Annotated in this window: 18 protein-coding genes; 11 read left to right on the forward strand and 7 right to left on the reverse strand. The window is 70.5% G+C overall.

Going from position 1 to position 20,413, the window contains the following annotated elements; translation table 11 throughout:
- The first annotated feature begins 19 nt into the window (after nucleotides 1–19).
- The 4 genes from Q7X29_RS10355 to Q7X29_RS10370 all read left to right on the forward strand — a co-directional run bounded on the left by Q7X29_RS10355 (nucleotide 20) and on the right by Q7X29_RS10370 (nucleotide 7,488).
- Nucleotides 20–2,851: an ABC transporter substrate-binding protein gene (locus tag Q7X29_RS10355; protein WP_316573911.1), complete on the forward strand. Its 2,832-nt coding sequence runs from the start codon at nucleotides 20–22 to the stop codon at nucleotides 2,849–2,851.
- Between the two features lie 158 nt (nucleotides 2,852–3,009).
- Entirely contained in the window at nucleotides 3,010–4,704 is a 1,695-nt protein-coding gene (locus tag Q7X29_RS10360; RefSeq protein WP_316573912.1) for a serine/threonine-protein kinase, read from the forward strand.
- A complete protein-coding gene (locus Q7X29_RS10365; protein ID WP_316573913.1) occupies nucleotides 4,691–5,899 on the forward strand; it encodes a DUF7373 family lipoprotein in 1,209 nt (402 codons plus the stop codon). Before Q7X29_RS10360 ends, Q7X29_RS10365 begins: the two co-directional genes overlap by 14 nt.
- Entirely contained in the window at nucleotides 5,896–7,488 is a 1,593-nt protein-coding gene (locus Q7X29_RS10370; RefSeq protein ID WP_316573914.1) for a serine/threonine-protein kinase, read from the forward strand. Before Q7X29_RS10365 ends, Q7X29_RS10370 begins: the two co-directional genes overlap by 4 nt.
- Before the next feature lies 1 nt (nucleotide 7,489).
- On the opposite strand, the gene Q7X29_RS10375 is transcribed toward Q7X29_RS10370, so the two are convergent.
- Nucleotides 7,490–8,917: an amidase gene (locus Q7X29_RS10375; protein ID WP_218715968.1), complete on the reverse strand. Its 1,428-nt coding sequence runs from the start codon at nucleotides 8,915–8,917 to the stop codon at nucleotides 7,490–7,492.
- A 150-nt stretch (nucleotides 8,918–9,067) separates the two neighbouring features.
- Between Q7X29_RS10375 and Q7X29_RS10380 the strand changes: the two genes are divergently transcribed.
- The 5 genes from Q7X29_RS10380 (at nucleotide 9,068) to Q7X29_RS10400 (ending at nucleotide 12,713) form a co-directional block, all read left to right on the forward strand.
- On the forward strand, nucleotides 9,068–9,934 hold the full coding sequence (locus tag Q7X29_RS10380; RefSeq protein ID WP_218715967.1) for an alpha/beta fold hydrolase: 867 nt from the start codon (nucleotides 9,068–9,070) through the stop codon (nucleotides 9,932–9,934).
- The gene (locus Q7X29_RS10385; RefSeq protein ID WP_316573915.1) at nucleotides 9,921–10,523 is read left to right on the forward strand and encodes a TetR/AcrR family transcriptional regulator; all 603 of its coding nucleotides are present in this window, start codon (nucleotides 9,921–9,923) and stop codon (nucleotides 10,521–10,523) included. The genes Q7X29_RS10380 and Q7X29_RS10385 overlap by 14 nt, the downstream gene beginning before the upstream one ends.
- A gap of 54 nt (nucleotides 10,524–10,577) precedes the next feature.
- A complete protein-coding gene (recO, locus tag Q7X29_RS10390; protein ID WP_218715965.1) occupies nucleotides 10,578–11,354 on the forward strand; it encodes a DNA repair protein RecO in 777 nt (258 codons plus the stop codon).
- 118 nt (nucleotides 11,355–11,472) lie between these two features.
- On the forward strand, nucleotides 11,473–12,285 hold the full coding sequence (locus Q7X29_RS10395; protein WP_218715964.1) for an isoprenyl transferase: 813 nt from the start codon (nucleotides 11,473–11,475) through the stop codon (nucleotides 12,283–12,285).
- Nucleotides 12,286–12,359: 74 nt separating this feature from the next.
- On the forward strand, nucleotides 12,360–12,713 hold the full coding sequence (locus Q7X29_RS10400) for a YbjN domain-containing protein (RefSeq protein ID WP_255586597.1): 354 nt from the start codon (nucleotides 12,360–12,362) through the stop codon (nucleotides 12,711–12,713).
- A 3-nt stretch (nucleotides 12,714–12,716) separates the two neighbouring features.
- On the opposite strand, the gene Q7X29_RS10405 is transcribed toward Q7X29_RS10400, so the two are convergent.
- Nucleotides 12,717–13,469, reverse strand: coding sequence for an LGFP repeat-containing protein (locus tag Q7X29_RS10405; protein WP_308248320.1), 753 nt, complete (start codon nucleotides 13,467–13,469; stop codon nucleotides 12,717–12,719).
- 107 nt (nucleotides 13,470–13,576) lie between these two features.
- A complete protein-coding gene (locus Q7X29_RS10410; protein ID WP_218715962.1) occupies nucleotides 13,577–14,185 on the reverse strand; it encodes a TetR/AcrR family transcriptional regulator in 609 nt (202 codons plus the stop codon).
- Between the two features lie 103 nt (nucleotides 14,186–14,288).
- Here Q7X29_RS10410 and Q7X29_RS10415 point away from each other — a divergent pair, with 103 nt between their 5' ends.
- The gene (locus tag Q7X29_RS10415; protein WP_316573916.1) at nucleotides 14,289–15,263 is read left to right on the forward strand and encodes a hypothetical protein; all 975 of its coding nucleotides are present in this window, start codon (nucleotides 14,289–14,291) and stop codon (nucleotides 15,261–15,263) included.
- Nucleotides 15,264–15,372: 109 nt separating this feature from the next.
- Here Q7X29_RS10415 and Q7X29_RS10420 read toward each other — a convergent pair whose 3' ends face one another.
- Nucleotides 15,373–16,983 carry a GMC family oxidoreductase gene (locus tag Q7X29_RS10420; protein WP_316573917.1) on the reverse strand — a complete coding sequence of 537 codons (1,611 nt, stop codon included), beginning with the start codon at nucleotides 16,981–16,983 and terminating at the stop codon, nucleotides 15,373–15,375.
- A gap of 172 nt (nucleotides 16,984–17,155) precedes the next feature.
- Between Q7X29_RS10420 and Q7X29_RS10425 the strand changes: the two genes are divergently transcribed.
- Entirely contained in the window at nucleotides 17,156–17,959 is an 804-nt protein-coding gene (locus Q7X29_RS10425) for a hypothetical protein (protein ID WP_316573918.1), read from the forward strand.
- A 6-nt stretch (nucleotides 17,960–17,965) separates the two neighbouring features.
- Here Q7X29_RS10425 and Q7X29_RS10430 read toward each other — a convergent pair whose 3' ends face one another.
- From Q7X29_RS10430 to Q7X29_RS10440, 3 genes are read right to left on the reverse strand one after another with little or no spacing between them, the layout of a single operon-like run.
- A complete protein-coding gene (locus Q7X29_RS10430; RefSeq protein WP_218715958.1) occupies nucleotides 17,966–18,736 on the reverse strand; it encodes an ESX secretion-associated protein EspG in 771 nt (256 codons plus the stop codon).
- A complete protein-coding gene (locus tag Q7X29_RS10435; RefSeq protein ID WP_316573919.1) occupies nucleotides 18,723–20,024 on the reverse strand; it encodes a hypothetical protein in 1,302 nt (433 codons plus the stop codon). The genes Q7X29_RS10430 and Q7X29_RS10435 overlap by 14 nt, the downstream gene beginning before the upstream one ends.
- Nucleotides 20,021–20,401, reverse strand: coding sequence for a hypothetical protein (locus Q7X29_RS10440; RefSeq protein ID WP_316573920.1), 381 nt, complete (start codon nucleotides 20,399–20,401; stop codon nucleotides 20,021–20,023). The genes Q7X29_RS10435 and Q7X29_RS10440 overlap by 4 nt, the downstream gene beginning before the upstream one ends.
- Nucleotides 20,402–20,413: the final 12 nt, after the last annotated feature.

Raw genomic sequence — 20,413 nt, forward strand, 5'->3', positions numbered from 1 at the left:
GCCCGGGGAGGCCGTCGAAGTGCCCGATGCCAATGATGTCGGCAAACTGCTGGAGTTGCTGCGGGCGCTGGAGATCCCCGACACCAAGCCGCGAGTGCTGCGCACGCTGCTGCGCGGACGCCGCACGCTGCCCCGGCCGATCGTCGAACTGGTCGGGGTACAGGGGCATTCCGCGCTGGTCGCCGACCTCTACAGCTGGCTGGGCGAATCGGGAGGCAGGCGGGCGACGCCGCGCGCCAAGGTCGATCTGCACGCGCCGGACCTGCCGCGCACCGCGCTCACGCCCGATCTCAGCGCGGTCAGCTCGCACGACGATCAGGAGATCGCCGGGCATTGTCTGCCGATCATCCAGCAGCTCGTCGCGGGCTTCGCCGCCGACGACACCGCGATGGGCGCGATCAAGTTCCCGCGCTACCGCACCGCCGATTGGCTGACGCGCCAACGGGTCACCAGCGACGAGTCCGAGGCGCCCGACGAATTGCGGCGCCGCCTGCCGAAACTGCTGCGCAGCGGATCGCCGACGAGCCGCTCCGACACCGCCGAAGGCGTCGCGGGCGACACGATCTCGCGGGTGGTGTTCGGGGTGCTCGCGCTGTGGCCGGTCCTGCGGCTGTGGCTGTGGGTGTCCGGGCGCATTCCCGGGATGTCGAAGGTGACCAGGTGGTTCCTGCACCAGCGCTACCTCGCACCCGAATTGTCCGGCAGCTTCCTGGGTTTCGCGTCCCGCCTGACCGCCTCGCACCGGGTCGACGAGAACGAGGAGCAGGTCGCCAAACTGCTCATCCACGCGTTCCTCGAGGATCTGCGCGACGCGTATCGGCGCCGGATCTGGCGGCCGTCGAGCTGGCGGCGCACCGCCTACCCGGTCGCGCTGCTCGGCGGGCTCGCCGAGGGTAGCGACGGCGCGCGCATCCTCACCTGGATCAACGAGATCAGGAACGAGACCGGCCATTTCGATCCGCTGGTGCTCGTCGCCTTCCGCGACGAGGGCCCGAATCGGGAGGTCGGTGAACTCGGCGACATCGGCGAGCTGCGCACCCTGCGCACCCTGGAGAGTCTGGCCGATCAGCCGTCGTCGCAACCGCCGGACCCGTTGCAGAGCTGGGTGCGCGAGATCGACAACCGGCGCACCCACCGGCAGGCCGACGCCTGGTTCCTGCCGCTGCGCGCGCTGCTGCCCGCCGACACCCCGCCGCGGATCAGCGACCCGCGCTTCCGCGGTCTCGCGCTGCCGCCCGCACCGCCGATGGCGGCGCGCAGCTGGTTCGTCGGCCTGTGCGTGCTCATCCCGATCGCGCTGGCCATCGCTGCCGCGCTGGTCTACTTCCCGCCGCTGCGTGGCGCGCCGTGCTCGCAGTGGCCGTGGACCGGCGGGGTCTCGGTGAGCCTGCGCGACGGTGAGTGCGTGGGCTACAGCGACAACACCGCGCAGCTCTTCGCCGACGATCCCGAGCTGACGGCGATGCAGCGCGAGGTGTTCCGGCTCAACGAAGCGGCCGTGCAGGCCCGCGAGAGCAACCCCAACCGGCCGCTGGTCTCGCTGGTGTACTTCGCCGGTCTCAGCTATGCCGACACCAACGTGCGCTACCCGCACGCCCAGGTCGAGGAGCTGGCCGGGCTCGCGGTGCAGCAGCGCCGCGCCCTGCTGGCCTCCGACGAGTCCGAACCGTTGTTGCGTGTCGTCGTCGCCAACGGCGGCTCCGACATGCGCCAGGCGACCTGGGTGGTCGAGCACGCGCTGCGCGGTCTGGTGGCCGACGATCCCAGCGTGCTCGGCGTGGTCGGCATCGATCGCAGTACCGACGAGACCCGCGCGGCGATCGCCCGGCTCGGTGAACTGGGCGTGCCCGCGGTCGCGACGACGCTGTCCGCCGACGGGCTCGACCAGGCCTCGCCCCTGTATTTCCAAGCGGCGCCGAGCAATACCGTGCAGGCCCGGCTGGTCGCCGACTACGTCCAGGGCGCGCGCGAGGCGAACGGCACCGCCCGCTACGACAAGGTGACGATCTACCACCCGGAAGCGGCCGACGACCTGTACGTGACCACACTGGTCGCCGATCTGCAGGCCGAGCTCAGCACCCGCGGTGTCGCCCAGCAGAGTCTGAGCTGGCGCGAACAGCAACAGCTCTACCGCTTCCCCGCACCGTGTGAGACCGAGGGTGCCGACCGGCGCACCCTGCTGTTCTTCGCGGGCCGCAACGACGATTTCCCCACCTTCGCCAAAGCGGTCAGTCGCGGCTGTCTGAGCGGCGCGGGTCCGGCGATCCTCGGCAACGACGCGGTCACCCGGCTGATCACCGACCCCAAGGCCACCGCCGCGCTGCCCGCCAACCTGACGGTGCGCTATGTGGCCAAGGCCGCGCCGGTGATGCTCGGCGGCGCCGACTGTGTCAGCGGCGTGGGCAAACTCGGCAATCAGCCGGTGCCCTTCGAACACGAGCAGCTGTGCGTCGAACTGGCCGGACTCATCGAGGACCTGCGCGGCTACCCGGAACTGGCCGACTACCGCCCGACCTGGGCGGGTGACCGCACCGGCCTCGCGTTCGACGTGAGCGGCCTGTTCCTGCAGGCCGTGCGCGCCAGCCGAGGTGTGCTCGCCGACCTGCCGCCGAACCGCACCGCCATCGCGGTGCAGTTGCGCGAGAGCGACTATCGCGGCGTCACCGGCACCCTGGGCTTCTCGACGCGGCGCGTCGCGGACGGCTCGTCGATCGCGGTACTGGTCACCACGGCGGTCGGCGGGCCCGGTCCGCAACGCTGCCTGATGATGTTCCCGCGCCAGAGCGGTCAGGACGGCTGCCCGGCGGGGACCAAGAGCGATCTCGAGAGCTGGGCTGAACCGGGGCGCTAGTGCGGTAATGCCGGAATTCCCGGACCGCACCGCCGGATTCGTGCTGTTATAGTCGCTCGAACATGACCTCCGGGTGGGGACCGGCTTCAGCGGCGACCGATTCGGAAACGCTGCCGGAAGGGTCCCGGTAGTGCTGTGACCGTGGGAGACCGGGGCGGGTGAGTATCGCAGAGGGCGCGGAGTTCGCCGGGTATCTGATCGAACGGCGATTGGGCGCCGGTGGCATGGGCACCGTCTACCTGGCCCGCCATCCGCGGCTGCCCCGACACGACGCGCTCAAGATCCTCGCCGACGACCACGCCGCCGACCCCGAGTTCCGCGCCAGGTTCCTGCGCGAGGCCGAACTCGCCGCCACGCTGACCCATCCGAACCTCGTCGCCGTGCGCGATCGCGGGGAGACCGACGGCAAACTCTGGATCGCCACCCAGTACGTCGCCGGTTCCGACGCCGCCGAACTCGTCCGCACCGCCCCGACGGGTCTCGATCCGGCGCGGGCGGTGCGCATCATCGGCGAGGCGGCGCGCGGACTCGACGCGGTGCACCGGGCCGGACTCGTGCATCGCGACGTGAAACCGGCCAACATCCTGGTGGCCGAGGAGCCGGGGCACGCCGACCGGGTGCTGGTCACCGACTTCGGGATCGCGCGCCGCGCCGAGGACACCGCGACGCTGTCCGCGGGCGGCGGACTCACCGCGACCCTGTCCTATGTCGCGCCCGAGCAACTGAGCGGTGACCGGGTCGACCTGCGCGCCGACGTCTACGCCCTCGGCTGCTCCCTGTTCCAATTGCTGGTCGGTACAGTGCCGTTCGTCCGGCAGACGCCCGCGGCCATCATGTACGCGCATCTGCACGAGCCACCGCCGCGACCGTCGTCGATCCGGCCGGAGCTGCCTGCCGAGTGCGACGCCGTGATCGCGAAGGCGATGGCGAAGGACCCGGCGCAGCGGTTCGCCTCCTGCGGCGAGCTGGCCGCGGCCGCTCGCGCCGCGATGGACGGGCGGGTGCTGCCGCCGGCCGGGGCGGACCCGGCGTCGTCGACGGCCATCTCCGCTCCCGATCAACCGATTCCCGTCGCCACCGCTGGTGCCCCGGTGCGGGCGCAGCCGTCGGTGCAGGACGCCCCGGCCCAGGAGCGGTCCGGTCCGTCCTTGCCCGCCGGTTCGGGCTTCGGCGGTTCCTGGCCGCCCGCCCCGATGCCCGCGGCCGACCCGTTCACCGCGGCGCTGCTGCGCCGCCGGACGCCGCTGGGCAGGCTGATCCGCCGTCGCTCCGTCCAGGTGGCGGCCGCGGTGGTCGTCGTCCTCGGCCTCGCGACGGCGGTATTGCTCACCTCCGGCCCCGACGGTTCGGCATCGCGGACGGCCGTGACCACTTCACCGCCCCCGCTGCCACCGGCGACCGCGTGGGGTGCCTACAGCTTCGTGGCCGATACTTTCCCCGACCTGCTGCCCGCCTTCCCCTTCGGCGCCGGCTACCAGGAGCTGACCGGCTGCTACATGTTCGACGAGAAGTTCGACTTCGTGCCGACCGACAAGGCGGGACCGATCGCGCGGATGAGTTGCAGCGGAAATCGTGATCCCGCCGTCGCGATCACGGTCGTCTGCAATACCGACCGCTCCCGGATGCTGGTGCAGCCCAGCACCGATCAGGTCGAGGGCAACGAGGAGTGGCGTCGCCCCTCGGGTAGCGGAAACCTGCACTGGGGCAGCAATATCGGACTGGACAAGACCGTGACCGGATTCCTGCACGTCTACTTCGACGAGCCGGCGCGCTCGTTCTGCCGGATCGATGTCAACGGCGGCGACAACGGCGCCGAACTGCGCGAGAAGTGGTGGACCGATGCGCCGCTGTGATCCCCGCGCGGCACTGCGGGCGGCCGCCCTGCTCGCCGCCCTCGCACTGACCGGCTGCACGGTGACGGGTACGCCCGAACCGGACCGGGTCGACCTGTCGACGCTGGACTACGGCACCTACCAGCATGTTCCGCTGGAGGCGCCGAACGGCGACGACTACTCGGGCAGGGTGATCGAGTCGGTGCGGATCGGCGAGGTGATGATCAATCCGGCCAGGGCCGACGCCGCCCTGTCCCTGCCCGCCGAATCCAAGCCCACGGTGCCGCTGCCGACCCCGGCCAAGGTGTCCGGTGTGCTGTCGGAGCAGGCCCGCGCCGTGCTCGACAAGTACGGCATGATCGCCGGATTCCAGGTCGCCGGTACCGATTCGACCCGCGCCAGGGGATTGTCGCTGCTGGCGCTGCGCATGACGGATTCCACCGCCGCCACCAAGGCCGCCGCCGATCTGGATGCCGCCGACGCGGCGGTCAGCCCCGACAATGTCGCCGTCACCATCCCGAACTACGCTGCCGCGCGCGCTCATTGGCGACCGACCGTGGCGAGCATGGCCGCCACCGTCGCGCGCGGCTCCTTCGTGGTGAGCGTGTTGGTCACGCACCCGACGCCGGATGCCGCGGCGTTGATCGGGCTCATCGGCAAGGCCTTCGACGCGCAACTGCCCGAACTCGATCGATTCGTCGCCACGCCGGTCGACCAGCTCGCGAGCTTGCCGCTCGACGGCGAGAAGATGCTGACCCGGTTGGTCCCCGAGAAGCTGGGGCGCTGGTCGCGGCCCGCGGTGCTGCTCATCGATCGGGAACAGATCGCCGGAGGTAAGACGCTGCTGCATGCCAGCGGTGTCGTATACGGCCCGAACGTGAGCTACCTGAACGGCACCAGGCAGCAGCGATCCTCGGCCGACGCGTTCGCGATGATCGGCTTCGACGGGCTGATGCGGTATCCCGACGCGGTGGAGGCTCGCCGCGCCTTCGATCGCGGGACCCGATCATTGGCCGCCGACGGATTGCGGACCGTCACCGGTCCGGCCGGCCTGGCCGACATCCAGTGCCTCGACGACGACACCGGCCAGCCGGCCGTCCGCTACGCCTGCCGCGTGCTGCACGGCCGCTACGTCGCCACCGTGTTCGCGCCGCAGGAGCGGCAGGTCAAGCAGAAGGCAGCGGCTCAGTACAGCCTGCTGGTGCGCGCCGGATGACCGCACGGCTGCGGCCCGGCTCGGTCTTCGCCGGCTACGTGATCGAGCGGGTCCTCGGCAGCGGCGGGATGGGCACCGTCTACGCCGCGCGCCATCCGCGGCTGCCGCGGCTGGACGCGATCAAGGTGCTGAGCGAAGCGCACAGCGGCGCACCGGAATTCCGGGCGAGGTTCATTCGGGAGGCCGAGCTCGCGGCCCGCATCGATCATCCGAACGTGGTGGCCGTGCACGATCGCGGCCTCGTCGACGGCGCGCTGTGGATCGCGATGCAGTACGTCGCGGGGACCGACGCCGCGGCGGTGCTGCGCGCCGGTGTGCCCCGCCCGGAGCACGCGCTGCACATCGTCACCGAGGCGGCCGCCGGGCTGGACGCGGCGCACCGGGCCGGGCTGCTGCACCGCGATGTGAAACCGGCCAATCTGATGCTGGAAAGGCGGCCCGGGGAACCGGACCGGGTCCTCGTCGCGGACTTCGGCATCGCCAAATCCGGCACCGACAGCACCGCGCTCACCGAGACCGGCGCCTTCCTGGCCACCCTGGCGTACGCGGCGCCGGAACTGATCCGGCTCGACGCCGTGGATCATCGTGCCGATCTGTATTCGCTGGGCTGCACGCTGTTCGAACTGCTCACCGGCCGCACGCCGTTTCCGCGCGATACCGTCGCCGCGGTGATCAACGCGCACCTGACCGAGCCACCGCCCCGGCCGACCCAGGTGAACCCGGGGCTGCCGCCGGCGATCGATGCGGTGATCGCCCGGGCCATGGCGAAGAATCCCGACGACCGGTACTCCAGCTGCGGCGCGCTGGCCGCCGCCGCGGCCGCCGCGTTCGGCGCGCCGGTGGCGCCGACGGCGCGCGTCGCCGGTCCGGGAACTCCGCGCGGACCGATCGGTCATCCGGGCCCCGCCGCCGGGACCCCGCCCACCGGTGTCCCGGTCGGCCACTCCTGGGCACCGACTCCGTCGCCCCGCGCCGTGACAGCGCCGGTGTCCCGTCGTCGGCTCCTGGCCGCCGGGGCGGTGGCCGGACTCACCCTCGCGCTGGTAGCGGCCGGTGCCGTCGCGCTGAATCGCGACGAGTCGCCCGCCGCCGCGCCCACGACCTCGGCGGCGCCGACCACGGCTGCCGAATCGGCATGGGGCGCGCACGAATACATCGTCCGTGCTCTGCCCGAGCTGCTCCCGCGTACGCCGTTCGCGAGCGGCTACCAGGGCGCACGGTGCGCGGCCGTCGACAAGGAGCACCGGCCGATCGCGCTCGACCAGCACGACGGCGTCGGCCGGCTCAGCTGCAACGGTGACCGCGATCCCGTGGAACGTATGACGGTGTACTGCAACGGCGACCGCACGCCGAGCAACGCCCGGCCGTTCGTGGAAGCGACCGAGATCCGGGAGGAGAACTGGGAGCGGTCCTCGGGGCGGGGCAGGCTCATCGTCCAGAACATGCCGGGTCTGCGCGCGGGCACCACGTCGGGGGCGCTCGTCGTCCAATTCGACGACCCGGCACGGAACTTCTGCCTGGTCAGCATTATCGGCGCCACCAACGGCGCCGAGCTCTACGACCGGTGGTGGCCGACCGCCCCGTTCTGACTCACCACCACGGCGTGGGTCGCGCCCGCTCCCACCGCAGTTCCGCTTCCAGCTGAGCCGCCAGCGAGATCAGCATCGGCTCGGAGTTCGCGGTACCCATCAGCTGCGCGCCGATCGGCAGTCCGGCGTCGGTGAAACCGGCGGGCACGTTCACGCTCGGCCAGCCCAGGACATTCCACGGCCAGGTGTAGGGACAGGCGGCGGTGATCAGAGCGTTGGTCGCCCCGACGCCGATCCCGTCGATCTCCTCGGCACGCGGGGGCGGGGTGGCGGTGGTCGGGGCCAGGACCAGGTCGTAGTCGTCGAAGAACGCGCCGATCCGTGTGCGCAGCAACGGCTCGGCGCGGCGTGCGGCCGCGAGCACGGGACCGCCGAGCAGTCCGCCCAACCGGGCGTTGGCCGTGGTGCGCGGGTCGACGATCGCCTCCGGCATCGCGTCGCGCACGCGCGCGATCCCCGCCATCGAGCGCGGCAGGAACGACGCGCCGATCATCAGTCCGTAGTGCAGGTCGGCCACGGTGACCGTGTGCCCGAGGCCGCGCAGCGTCGTCGCCAGTGCGTGGACGGCCGCCGCGATCTGCGGGTCCAGCGCCGTCTTGGTCGCGGTGAACGGAATCCGCAGGGAGAGCGCGATTCTGAGCTTGCCGGGGTCGCGCCCCACGGCGGCGCTCGCGTCGATCGGCGCCGGGGTGTGCAGGTCGCCGCGGTGTGGTCCGGCGGTGACGTCGAGCAGCAGAGCGGCATCGCCGACGGTGCGCGCCAACGGCCCGTTGACGGTGAGCCCGTAGAACGCCTCGGCGTGCGGCCAGGTGGAGATGCGCCCGCGCTGCGGCTTGATCCCGACCAGGTTGTTCCACGACGCGGGGATGCGCACCGAGCCTGCGCCGTCGGAACCCAGTGCGGCGGGCACCAATCCGGCCGCGACCGCCGCGGCGGAACCGCCCGAGGAGCCACCGGGGGTGCGCGTGCGATCCCAGGGGTTGCGAGTGTGGCCGAAGGCCTCTCCGCTGGTGAACGGGAGTTGGCCCAGCTCACAGGTATTGGCCTTGCCCACGATCACCGCACCGGCGGCCCGCAACCTGCGCACCGATTCGGCGTCCTCCGTCTTCGGCGCGAACTCGCCGCCGCAGCCGAAAGCGGTGATCTCCCCGGCGATATCGGTGTCGTCCTTGACTGCGATCGGGACGCCGAGCAGCGGCAGCCGTTCGCCGGCGGCCAGACGCGCGTCGGCGTCGGCGGCTTCCCGGAGCGCGGCCTCGCGGCGGACGGTCCGGAAGGCGTTGAGCGTCGGCTGCGCGGCCTCGATCCGGTCGAGCGCCTCGGTCACGGCCGCGACGGAGGAGACGCTGCCGTCGGCGAGCGCGGCGGACATTTCGGAAAGGCCGAGGTCGGCCGAGGGCTTCGGCGCGAGGCGGTCGGGCGCGGACATGTGAGCTCCGTCTCTGCAGGTAGTGGGGTCGACCGTAGCCCCGAGCTGGTCGCTCGTCCACATACCCTGGGTGGATTTCTCGGGTATAGACATACATTCCGTATGTATGTAACAGTGAAGAGGCCCAGCATTCGACCAGGGGAGGACCCCATGGGAATCAGCTCAGCACTCGGCCCGGCGCGCGAGATCGCCCTGTCGTCCGGCCGCATCCGCTATCACGACACCGGCGCCGGCTCGCCGGTCGTGTTCGTGCACGGCCTGCTCGTCAACGCCGACCTCTGGCGCGGGGTGGTCCCCGGCCTGGTCGCCGCCGGACACCGCTGCCTCACCCCCGACTGGCCGCTCGGATCGCACTCGATCCCGCTGCCCGACGCCGATCTCACCCCCACCGGCATCGCGGATCTCATCGCCGAGTTCCTCGACGCGCTCGACCTGACCGACGTCACCGTCGTCGCCAACGACACCGGCGGCGCGCTCACCCAGATCCTGATGACCCGCAGGCCGGAACGGATCGGCCGGGTCGTGCTGGCCGCCGTCGACTGCTTCGAGGTCTTCCCGCCGCAGCCGTTCGCGGCGCTGCTGAAGGTGGCGAAACTGCCCGGTGCGGTCGCCCCGTTGCTCGCGCCGATCCGGTGGAAGCCGATGCAGCGGCTGCCGCTCGCCTTCGGCTTGGTGACCAAGCATCACCTGCCGGCCGACATCGCACGGTCCTACCTGGGGCCCGCCCAGCGCAGTGCCGCGATCCGTGCCGACCTGCGTCGCTTCGCCGCGGGCGTGGACAACCGGGTCACCCTCGCGGCCGCCGAACGCTTCGCCGAGGTCGACTTCCCGGTGCTGGTGGTGTGGTCCACCGAGGACCGGCTGTTCCCGATGACACTGGCGCAGCGGCTCGTCACCGCCCTGCCGAAGGCGAGTCTGCGTACCGTCGACGACTCCTACACCTTCGTGCCCGAGGACCGGCCGGAGTTGCTCGCCGAACTGATCGTGGAGTTCACTCGGCTGCATGCAGCGCCGTAGTCAGGAGGATCGCTCCCGCACCACCCGAGCCGCGCTCGAGCAGGCAGGCCGCAGCCTGTTCGCCGAGCGCGGCTTCGCCGCGACCTCGGCCGAACAGCTGGTGGCCGCCGCCGGTGTCACCCGCGGCGCCCTGCAGCACCACTACGGCGACAAGCGCGGGCTGTTCCTGGCCGTACTCGAGCAGATCGAGACCGAAGCCACGGCGGAGATCGCGAGCGCGGTCGCCGCCGTCGCCCCCGACGATGTCGTCGCGGGCATGACCGCGGGTCTGGCTTGTTTCCTCGACATCTGTGCTCGCCCGGAAATGCTGCGTGTGGTCTTGATGGACGCCCCGACCGTCCTCGGCTGGCCCGCCTTCCGCGAATTCGAATCCCGGCACGGCCTCGGCCTGATCACCGGCCAACTGCAACGCGCCGTCGACTCCGGTCTCGTCCCGGCCGTCCCGGTCCCGGTCCTCGCGCAGCTGCTGCTCAGCGCCATCACCGAAGCCTCGCTCATCGTCGCGCACGCCGAGGACGCGGAGCGCGCCCGCGCCGAGACCCAGCAGTCCCTGCTGCTGCTCATCGCCGGTCTGCTCCGGCGGGACTGACCGGCCCGCCGTGTCCGTGGTGGCGGTGTCGGGTCGACGTGGAAGACTGAGGCCGTGCGGTTGTATCGGGATGAGGCGGTGGTGGTCCGTCAGCACAAGCTGGGCGAGGCCGATCGCATCGTCACGCTGCTGACCAGGCAACACGGTCTGGTGCGCGCGGTCGCCAAGGGAGTGCGGCGCACCAAGTCGAAGTTCGGGGCGCGGCTCGAGCCGTTCGCCTACATCGACGTGCAGCTGCATCCGGGCCGCACACTCGACATCGTCACCCAGGTGACCACGGTCGAGGCGTTCGCCGCCGACATCATCGACGACTACGGCCGCTACACCACCGCCTGCGCGATCCTCGAGACGGCCGAACGCCTGGCGGGCGAGGAACGCGCACCGGCGCCGAAACTGCACGCGCTCACCGCGAGCGCCCTGCGCGCCATCGCCGCCAAGCAGCGCCCGCACGAACTGATCCTCGACGCGTATCTGTTGCGCGCCATGGGTTTCGCCGGTTGGGCGCCCGCCCTGGACGACTGCGCCCGCTGCGCGACGCCGGGCCCGCATCGCGCGTTCCATGTCGCGGCGGGCGGCGCGGTCTGCGTGCACTGCAGGCCGCCGGGCGCGAGCACCCCGGCCGCGGGGGTCCTCGACCTGCTCGTCGCCCTGCTGAAGGGGGAGTGGGACTACATCGCCGGCGTCCCCGACAACATCCGCCGACAGGCCAGCGGCCTGGTCGCCGCTCACCTGCAGTGGCATCTGGAACGGCAGCTGCGCACGCTGCCGCTGATCGAGCGAAGCCGTGCCGATACGGGCGAGTACCGCTCGGTCGCGGGCGGCGTCGGCTGAGCGGCCCGACCGCGGCGAGCGGGCCGGTCCGGCCGGATCGGTCGCGCACCTGCCGCCGCAACCCTCGATCCGGGCCATCCGCGGAGCCCGTGCGGGCCGTGCTCGACGATCAGGCAGGATGGATGCCGTGATCCTGCGTCGTGACTCCTCCACCGCGAGCAAGCCCGCCCGCACCGTGCGCCCGCCGTCTGCGCATCCCTCCGGTGCGCGTCCGCCCGCGATCCCGCCGGAGCTGGTCCCCAACCACGTCGCGCTGGTGATGGACGGCAACGGCCGCTGGGCGCAGGAACGTGGCCTGCCGCGCACCGCCGGACACGAACGCGGCGAGGCCGTGCTCATGGACTCCGTCGAGGGCTGTATCGAGATCGGCGTCAAGTGGCTGTCCGCCTACGCCTTCTCCACCGAGAACTGGCGGCGCAGCCCCGACGAGGTGCGCTTCCTGATGGGCTTCAACCGCGATGTGATCCGCCGCCGCCGCGACGAGATGCACGAGATGGGTGTGCGCGTGCGCTGGGCCGGTCGCCGACCGCGCCTGTGGCGCAGCGTGATCAAGGAGCTCGAGATCGCCGAGGAGCTCACCAAGGACAACGACGTGATGACGCTGACAATGTGCGTCAACTACGGCGGCCGCGCCGAAATCGCCGACGCCGCACGCGAGATCGCGCGCCGGGTGGCGGCGGGGGAGATCGATCCGGAGAAGATCGACGAGGCCACCGTCGCCCGGTACCTCGACGAACCCGATATGCCCGACGTCGACCTGTTCCTGCGTCCCTCCGGGGAGTTCCGCAGCTCGAACTTCCTCATCTGGCAGGCCGCGTACGCCGAATTCGTCTACCAGGACACGCTTTTCCCCGACTTCGACCGGCGTAACCTGTGGGACGCGTGCCTGGAATACGCCAAGCGCGATCGTCGCTTCGGCGGCACCAAATGAGCGACGGAGCCGAGATGGACGCGGTGGTCACACCCGAACTGGACCTGCAGGCGCGCACCGGCGCCTGTCTGCAGATGCAGGACATCGATGTCCGCGTCGACGCCGACGGCTCGCTCGGCTTCGAATACGACGGCGCGCTGTGCTCGATCCGCGCGGTCACCCTGGCGCCGGGCCTCACCGTGCTGTCGCTGACCAGCGTGCTGGCCTGGGATCGCCCGCTCAAGCCGCAGCTGCACAAGCGCGTCGCCGAGCGCAACAACGAGATCCAGTTCGGCTCGGTCACCCTGATCGGGCGCGGCAAACTGGGCGATGTCATCCTGCGCTACACGTTCCCCGCCGAGGGCCTCGACGATCAGGCGCTGACCACCATGCTGCTGCTCACGCTGTCCGGCGCGAGCAGGGCCAGGCAGGGGCTGCTCGCGCCGTAGGCGTCAGTTCGAGGGCTTCCAGGTGATCTTGCCGCCCTGGAAATCCTGGGCCTTGCCGCCTTGGTAGTCGTATTCGTCGCTGGTCGGGTAGCCGTAGCGGCCGCCTTCGGAGCCCGCCCGGATCCAGTCGGCCTGGATGCTGCCCCACACCGCGTGCGCGCCGGTCGACGAGGACCAGTAGATGGCGCCGGTCGGGAACATCGAGAACTGGCCGTCGCCCTTGCCTGCCTTGGAGACGTCGCTGAGCGGGAAGCCCAGCGGGCTCGACTCCCAGCCGAGCGCGGCCCACTTGTCCCGGATCGGGCCGCTGATCTGGTGCGCGCCGGTGCCGACCGACCAGTAGATCGACCCCTTCTGGAAGTGGTTGTAGCGGCCGGTGCCACCCGGGGTCGACTCCTCGCGAGTGACCGGATAGCCGAGCTTGCCGCCCTCGTTGCCCAGCTCGGCGAACTTGTCGCGGATCTGCCCGGCGACGGTGTTGGCGTTGGTGTCGGGGTGCCAGTAGATCGCCGCGTTGTTGGCGAAGGTCTGGTACTTGCCGCCCGCCGCGGCGTCGGATTCGGGGGAGGTGGGGTCACCGAGCGCGGGGCCGCCGGCCTGGTCGTATTCGATCTCGATCGCGCCGCCCACCTCGAATCCGCCGATCATGCGTGCCTGCGCGGTGCCTGCCACGGCGACGGGCAGGACGGCCGCCACGGTCGCGGTGGCGAGGGCGGCGATGCCGCGTGATCGAAGGGTTCGTCGGTGCAATGCCACAGGAAACTCCCTGGTCGGATCGATTGTCGGCGGTTCGGTGGCCCCACGACCCCACCTGTGCCGCACCCGAACCTACCCGTTCCCTGGCGTCGGTAACAGTGAGCTTTCTAACGATCCCGGGCCGGGTCGATCGGCAGCAGCACCTCGACGCCTCTGGCCATCTCTTCCGGATCGACGTCGCCGAGCAGCAGATGTTGCAGGATGAAGCCGGGCATGATCCCGATGATGGTCTTGGCCAGTGCGTCGACATCGGCGTCGGCCGGAATCCAGCCGAGCTCGCGCATCCGCACCACGTATTCGCGCCACAGATCCCGCATGGTGGCGATGCCCTCGCGCACCGGTAGACCGGCTTCCGGCTGCACCAGTGCCAGCGCCCAGGCCTGCGGCGCCAAGCGCAACGGCCCGTCCGCGCCGCTGTGCTTGATCACCTCGGTGGTGAGCAGCCGGACGACTTCGGCGGGCACCGGCGGCGTCTCGGCGCGGATGATCTCGGCCAACCGCGACCTCAGCGGCACCATCGTCTGGAGAACCAGGGCCGCGATGATCTCGTTCTTGCTGGTGAAGTACCGGTAGACGGCCCCCGCCGACAACCCGGCCTCGGCGAACACATCCTGCATCGAGGTCTCGTGGAAACCCCTCTTGGCGAAGCAGAGCTGCGCGGCGTCGAGGATCTGCTGCCTGCGACGTTCGAGGTGTTCTTCGCTGACTCGGGGCATGACTCAAAGTAAAACGAATATCCGTTCTTGACAAGCGCGGGCTCTCGATGCCACCGTGGAACCACCAAAAAGAACGAACATTCGCTTTAAGGGGAGAACCGCCATGACGATCACTCGACGAGCGGTCGCGCTCGGTCTCGCGGCCACCGCGCTGCAGGCTCTGCTCCTGATCGCCTTCGCCTGGCCCGCCGTCAACCTCGCTCCGCGCGACCTGCCCATCGCCGTCACCGGTCCGCAGGCCGCGCAGGTCACCCAGCAGCTGCAGCAGCGCAGCCCCGACGCCTTCGAGATCACCACCCTCGCCGACGCGGACGCCGCCCGCACCGCGCTCACCGACAACGAGGTCTACGGCGCCATCGTCACCGGCCAGGGCGCACCGCAGGTCCTGGTCGCCTCGGCCGCCTCACCCGCGGTCGCCCAGCAACTCACCGCCCTGGCCCAGCAGTTCGGCGGCGCGCCCGCCACGCCGGTTCAGGACGTCGTCGCCACCGACCCCGACGACCCGCGCGGCGCCGGCTTCGGCTCGATGGTGCTGCCCCTGGTGATGTCCGGCATCGCCGCGGGTGTGCTGCTCACCCTGCTGATCCCCGGTTTCGCCGCCCGGCTCGTCGGCCTGGTCACCTTCGCTGTCGCCGGCGGTCTGCTCAGCACCCTGGTCTTCCACACCTGGCTCTCGATCGTTCCCGGCTCCTACCTGGAACTGGCCGCGATCGCCGGCCTGGCCGCGTTCGCCGTCGCCGCCACCCTCGTCGGCCTGGCCGCCGCGATCGGCCGCCCCGGCATCGGCCTGGGCGCCCTGACCATGCTCCTCATCGGCAACCCGTTCTCCGCCGCCACCTCCGCCCCCGAACTCCTCCCGCAGCCCTGGGGCACCATCGGCCAGCTGTGCCCGCCCGGCGCGGCCGCGTCCCTGCTCCGTTCGGTCGCCTACTTCGACGGCGCGGGCGCCCTGGCCCCCCTCGCGGTCCTGCTCACCTGGTCGGCTGCCGGTCTCGCCCTGCTCGGCCTGGGCGCCCTGCGCTCCCGCCCCACGCCCGCCCCGGACGCCACCTCCATCCCGGTCGCCGTCGCCGCCTGACATCCCCGCCGATGTTCCGCACGAATCTTCGTGCGGAACATCGGCGCCTTCCGGATCGCTCCGGTTTCCGTCGAAGGAGTGCGAGCGATCGAACCCGTTCGGCTGAACCTCAGCCCTTCAGGATCAGGTCGGCGCATTTCTCGCCGATCATGATGGTGGGCGCGTTGGTGTTGCCGCCGGTCACGCTCGGCATGATCGAGGCGTCGGCGACTCGGAGGCCGTCGATTCCGCGCACTCGCAGTTGCGGATCCACGACCGCGCGCTCGTCGACACCCATGCGGACCGAACCGACCGGGTGATAGACGGTGTGGATGCGGTTCGGTAGTTCTTCGCGCATCGCCGCTTCATCGGTGAAGGGCGCGCCGGGAACGATTTCGCCCTCGTTGTCGCCGGTTCCCGCCATGATCGCGCGGACCATGTCGATGCCCTCGAGCAGCACCTCGGTGTCCTCGGGTGCTGTCAGATACGCCGGATCGATGAGCGGTGCGGCGGCCGGATCCGCCGAGGCCAACCGCACGGTGCCACGGCTCTCCGGGTAGATGAGGGCGGGGAAGACGCTGTGACCCGGCTTCTTGGTGGCCGGAACGACTCGCTTGTCGGAGTCCTGATTCGGCGACGGATACACCCAGTAGAGGCTGAGTAGTTGCAGGTCGGGAATGTCGTGGGCATGCGAGGTGCGCACGAAGGCGACGGATTCGAAGGAGGAACCGGCGGCCCACGACGATCCCGGACGAATCCGTTCGGCCGCCAGACCGCGCAGGAAATACGGAGCCGTCGGCCTGCGCAACGCCGAATTCATCGCGAAGGACAGGGGGACGAAGAGGTGGTCGTGCAGATTGTCGCCCACCGGCAGATCCGCGACGACGGCGATGCCGTGCTCTGTCAGGTGCGCGGCCGGGCCGATCCCGGACAACTGCAGAATCTTCGGTGATCCGAACGCGCCGGCCGAGACGACGACCTCGCGCGAGGCCCCGATCACCTGCGTGCCGCCGTCGACCACGGTCTGCACGCCCGTCGCGCGGGAGCCTTCGATCACGATCTTCGTCACTCGCGCTTGCGTGCGCACGGTGAGATTGGGCAGCGGATCTTCGTGCAGGTAGCCCTTGGCCGCGGAGTACCGCACACCGTTCGCGGCGCTCTGCTGAAAAACCGCGACCCCTTCCTGGCTCTCGCCGTTGTAGTCGTCGATTCTCGGCACACCCAGGCGCGTTTCGGTGGCGTCCATGAACGCGCGCGCCGCGTCGGTGATGGTGTGCTGGCGGGTGACCTTGATCGGACCACCGGACCCACGCCATTCGCTCGCGCCGTCCTCCCAGTCCTCCATCCGCTGGAAATAGGGCAGGACGTCCTCGTAGGCCCACCCGTGACAGCCCTCGGCGGCCCAGTCGTCGAAGTTCTTCCGGTGACCCCGGACGAAGAGCATCCCGTTGACCGAACTCGATCCGCCGAGGATCCGGCCGTGCGTCATGGGGATCCGGCGGCCGAGCGCGTGACGCTGCGGGATCGACTTGTCGCCCCAATCGAACAGCTTCTTCAGCTGCGGCGTCGAGTGCATGACGTTGATCGCGCCGGGAATCCGGAACAGCATTCGGGCCCAGCCCTTGTCGTCCGGGCCACCCGCTTCCAGCAGCACCACGGACGCGCCGCTCTCGGCGAGCCTGCGCGCGACCGCACAGCCCGCGCTTCCCGCTCCCACAACGACGTAGTCGGTCTCGGTCACAGCGCTCTCCGGTCGGGAGTCGACCCGACGACCTCCGAATTCTAGCGCGGCACGTGTCACATCAGAAAGCGCTCGTTAGCATCGGTGTGAGCGACTGCTGGTGTCGCGGTGGCCGTTTCTGAGTGGAGGAATCGTCGTGGGCGGTCTGGCGGTGGTATCGCGGGTGAGGCGAATGTCCGGGCGGGGGATAGGGCTGCTCGCGATTGCGGCGGTGCTGCTCGGCGTCTCGTTCGTGGTCGTTCCGGGGATGGCGGCGGGGTGGGGTTCCGCGGGCGGGATCGGAAACGAGGGGGAGCTGCGAGACGCGTTGCGGGTGGCGTTCGTCGGGTACTGGAGTTCCGGGGCAGGGGAATTCTCGCCCGCGCTGAATGAGGTGGTGGCGTACTGGTTTCGGTATCACGTGGCCAAAGCCGTGATCGCGGCGGTGCTGCTGGGGGTTCTGACGGTGCTGGCCGTCGCGTTGTGGAACGCCGTCGGCCGGGAAGAGGACGCGCGGTGGGGGCGCCGCGTCGCCCTCGGGGCGGCCGGTGCGGGCGTCACGACGTGCGCGCTCGTCGCGGTGCTGGCCGTGATGGCGAATGTGCAAGGCGCGGTGGCGCCCTACGCCTCCCTGCTGCCGATGCTGTTCGACGACCCGGTGGGTCCGGAACTCGCGGGGACCGTGACAGACGTCGGTCGGCAGCTGGCCGCAGCGGGTTCGTCGCCCGCGCTCGAGATGATGATCGGTGACTTCACGCGCTATCACGTCGCGATGGTGGTGATCGCGTCCATGGTCGCCGTGGGGTGTGCCGTCGCGACGGTGGTGTTGTGGCGGCGGCGGGCCGGAAAGTCCTCGGCGGAGCGGGGCGTTCTCGCCGGGCTCGGGTTGCTCACGATGGGACTGACCGTGGTGTTCGTCGTTGTCGCGGTGGCGAATACCTCGACGGTCGCCGAACCCGTGCCCGCGTTGCAGGCACTGTTCGACGGCGGGTGGTGAGCGAGCTCAGGCGAGGCGTTCGTCGGGTTCCCCGAACTCCTGGTGGTAGCGCTGGGCGCGGGCGAGCATGCGGCGGATGCCGGCGACCATGCGGTCGGTGGGCAGGGGTTCGGCGATGATGGGATCGCCGGTCTTGACGTAGTAGCGACCGTCGTCGTAGTCCATCCACCAGAAGGTGCGGCCGGGGCTGGGGCGGGCGTCGACGGCGGGGCCGGAGAAGGCCGAGATCTCGCCGAAGGCGTGGCGTCTGCGGCGGAAGATGCGATTGAGCTGGTCGGCGGAGCTGAGCTGACCCGCGCGGTACTCGAAGTGTTCCTCTTCGGCGGCGAGTTGTTCGCGGCGGACCTCCACCGGGGGCTTGGTGCCCGGCTTGGCGCGGGGCAGCGCCGCGACCGCGAGGGCGGCGACCTGATCGGCCGTGCAGTAGGTCATGACGACGTCACCGCCGACGTCCTCGGCGGGGCCGCGGGCCTGCGTCAGGGTCGCGCCTGCGCGACCGCGGATCGCGCCGTGGAAGCGGACCACATTCGAATCATCCTGTCCGATATAGCCTTTGGATTCGACCCTGGCGTCGGGTTCGAGCAGGACGGCCAGCGCGTGCTCGACCGCCGGATCGTATTTGCCGAGCAGATTCTCGACCGCAGCCTCCCGATGCCGCTTCAGCTCCTCGAAGTCGGCGATATCGGTGCGGTACTGCAACGGGTAGGGAAGACGGTCACGGCCGTACCCCGACCACAGGATCTCGAACTCGATGCCGGTGAACTCAGCCCGCTGCACTGTCGCTGTCTCCGCCGATCACCGGGGGCACGGTCCGCAGCCCGTCCGTGCCGATCAATAGTTCGCCGTTCTCCTGAGTGATCAGGTAGTCGGGCACGCCCTTGGTCCGTTCGTCGTCGGACCCGCCGCGCGCGCCCGGTGCGCCCATGCCACCCATCCCCGCCGCACCGCGGGCTCCACTCGCCGCACCCGCTCGACCTGCCGCGGCGGCCGCCGCGGCAGGGGATTGACCGCCCGGCGCGCTGCGGCCCGGCGCCGGGGTCGACGGGGACCCGCCGCCCGGTGCGCCGCCCGAGCCTCGCCCGGTGCCGGTGGGGCGACCCGCTCCCGGCGCGGTCGTGCCCAGGGTCGTCCCCGGGGTGGTCGTGGTGCCGGGCGTGGTCGAACCCGGTGTGGTCGAGCTCGGTGCGGTGGACTGCGGCGTGGTGCTCTGTGCCGTGGTCGACCCGGTATCGGTGGACGACGGCGTGGTCGAGGACGAGGTGTCGGAGTCCTCGGCGGAGGTGCCCTCGCCCGGCGTTTCCGGCGTGGTGCCGTCGGTGTTCGTGCCGCCGGTTGTCCGGTCCTGTGTCCCACCGGTATTCGTGCCGCCGTTGCCGCCTGTCACGCCGTTGTCGCCGGTACCGCTCGTGATAGTCGGCGCCGACGGCAGGAAGGGGACGCCGTTGTCGGTCTGGGCAGCCACCTGGCCGTAGACGGTGCGCAGGATGCGGCGGCCCTCGTCCTCGGCTTCCTTCTGGTTGTGCTCGTCGACCTTCATCACCCCGTCACCGGGCAAGGTCTTGCCGGTGACGGACTCGCGCGAGGTCAAACCCGGCATGAGCGCCTGGGTCTCCTCGATCCCGGTCCGCATCTCCGACAGCTTCAAGCTGATCGCCGTCGCCGCCTGGGACAGCGGAATCGACTGCTCCGCATAGTTGTTCACCGCGGCCACCGCTGCGGAAGCGGCGGCGCCCGTCCACCCGCTGTGACCGTTCGCGCCGGTGACCGTGCGGGCGAACTCCTGATTGAACTTGGAGAACGTGCCCATCAGGTTCATCCCGATATTGGCCCACGCCGTCACCGCGTCATCGACGAGCTTCGGCTTCATCGCCGCCACGGCCGCCTGCATCTGCGCCAGCGACATGCTGTCGTAGCTGTCGGGCGTGGTGATGTGTGGTGGCTGGATGTCGCCGCCGAAGATCGTGGCGTAGTTGCCCTGCTGCTGCCGGTTGTAGATGCCCGTGCGCTCCTGGTTCCACTGCTCCTGCGCGGCGATGACTCTGCTCTTGTATTCGTCGTAGGTCACGCCGGCTCTCCGGTCGCGGAGAGGTCGGTGGCGAGGGCGCCGTCCTGGGCGACGAAGTTGGCAATCGCTTTGGCGACAACCTCTTTCGCCGTTTGGACGGCGTCGATGTGCTGCTTGAGCACTTCATCGAGCGCCCGGTCCCCGCCGGAGGCGGTGAGAGCGAATTTTCGCTCCAACGCTTTGCCGGAGTTGAGGTCGCCGAAACCGGAGATCGCGCTGACGATCGCTACCTGCTCGAATGTTTCTTCCAATCGGTCCAGATGGTCGTCGCACACGCGGTCCAAATCCCTGCCGATCGCGGGGTCGAGAGCGAGCTGACCAGCTTCCGCTTGGACCAGCAGCTGGTTCCACTGCGCAGGGTCAACGTTGAAGTGCATGGCCGATCACCT

The organism is Nocardia canadensis (assembly GCF_032656385.1).
Classification (GTDB): domain Bacteria; phylum Actinomycetota; class Actinomycetes; order Mycobacteriales; family Mycobacteriaceae; genus Nocardia; species Nocardia canadensis.

Bases quoted from the DNA above. Each gene is read 5' to 3' on its own strand.
- Q7X29_RS10365 (WP_316573913.1), top strand. From the start codon at position 4,691: ATGCGCCGCTGTGATCCCCGCGCGGCACTGCGGGCGGCCGCCCTGCTC.
- Q7X29_RS10370 (WP_316573914.1), top strand. From the start codon at position 5,896: ATGACCGCACGGCTGCGGCCCGGCTCGGTCTTCGCCGGCTACGTGATC.
- Q7X29_RS10375 (WP_218715968.1), bottom strand. From the start codon at position 8,917: ATGTCCGCGCCCGACCGCCTCGCGCCGAAGCCCTCGGCCGACCTCGGC.
- Q7X29_RS10380 (WP_218715967.1), top strand. From the start codon at position 9,068: ATGGGAATCAGCTCAGCACTCGGCCCGGCGCGCGAGATCGCCCTGTCG.
- Q7X29_RS10385 (WP_316573915.1), top strand. From the start codon at position 9,921: ATGCAGCGCCGTAGTCAGGAGGATCGCTCCCGCACCACCCGAGCCGCG.
- Q7X29_RS10395 (WP_218715964.1), top strand. From the start codon at position 11,473: ATGGATGCCGTGATCCTGCGTCGTGACTCCTCCACCGCGAGCAAGCCC.
- Q7X29_RS10400 (WP_255586597.1), top strand. From the start codon at position 12,360: ATGCAGGACATCGATGTCCGCGTCGACGCCGACGGCTCGCTCGGCTTC.
- Q7X29_RS10410 (WP_218715962.1), bottom strand. From the start codon at position 14,185: ATGCCCCGAGTCAGCGAAGAACACCTCGAACGTCGCAGGCAGCAGATC.
- Q7X29_RS10415 (WP_316573916.1), top strand. From the start codon at position 14,289: ATGACGATCACTCGACGAGCGGTCGCGCTCGGTCTCGCGGCCACCGCG.
- Q7X29_RS10425 (WP_316573918.1), top strand. From the start codon at position 17,156: ATGTCCGGGCGGGGGATAGGGCTGCTCGCGATTGCGGCGGTGCTGCTC.
- Q7X29_RS10440 (WP_316573920.1), bottom strand. From the start codon at position 20,401: ATGCACTTCAACGTTGACCCTGCGCAGTGGAACCAGCTGCTGGTCCAA.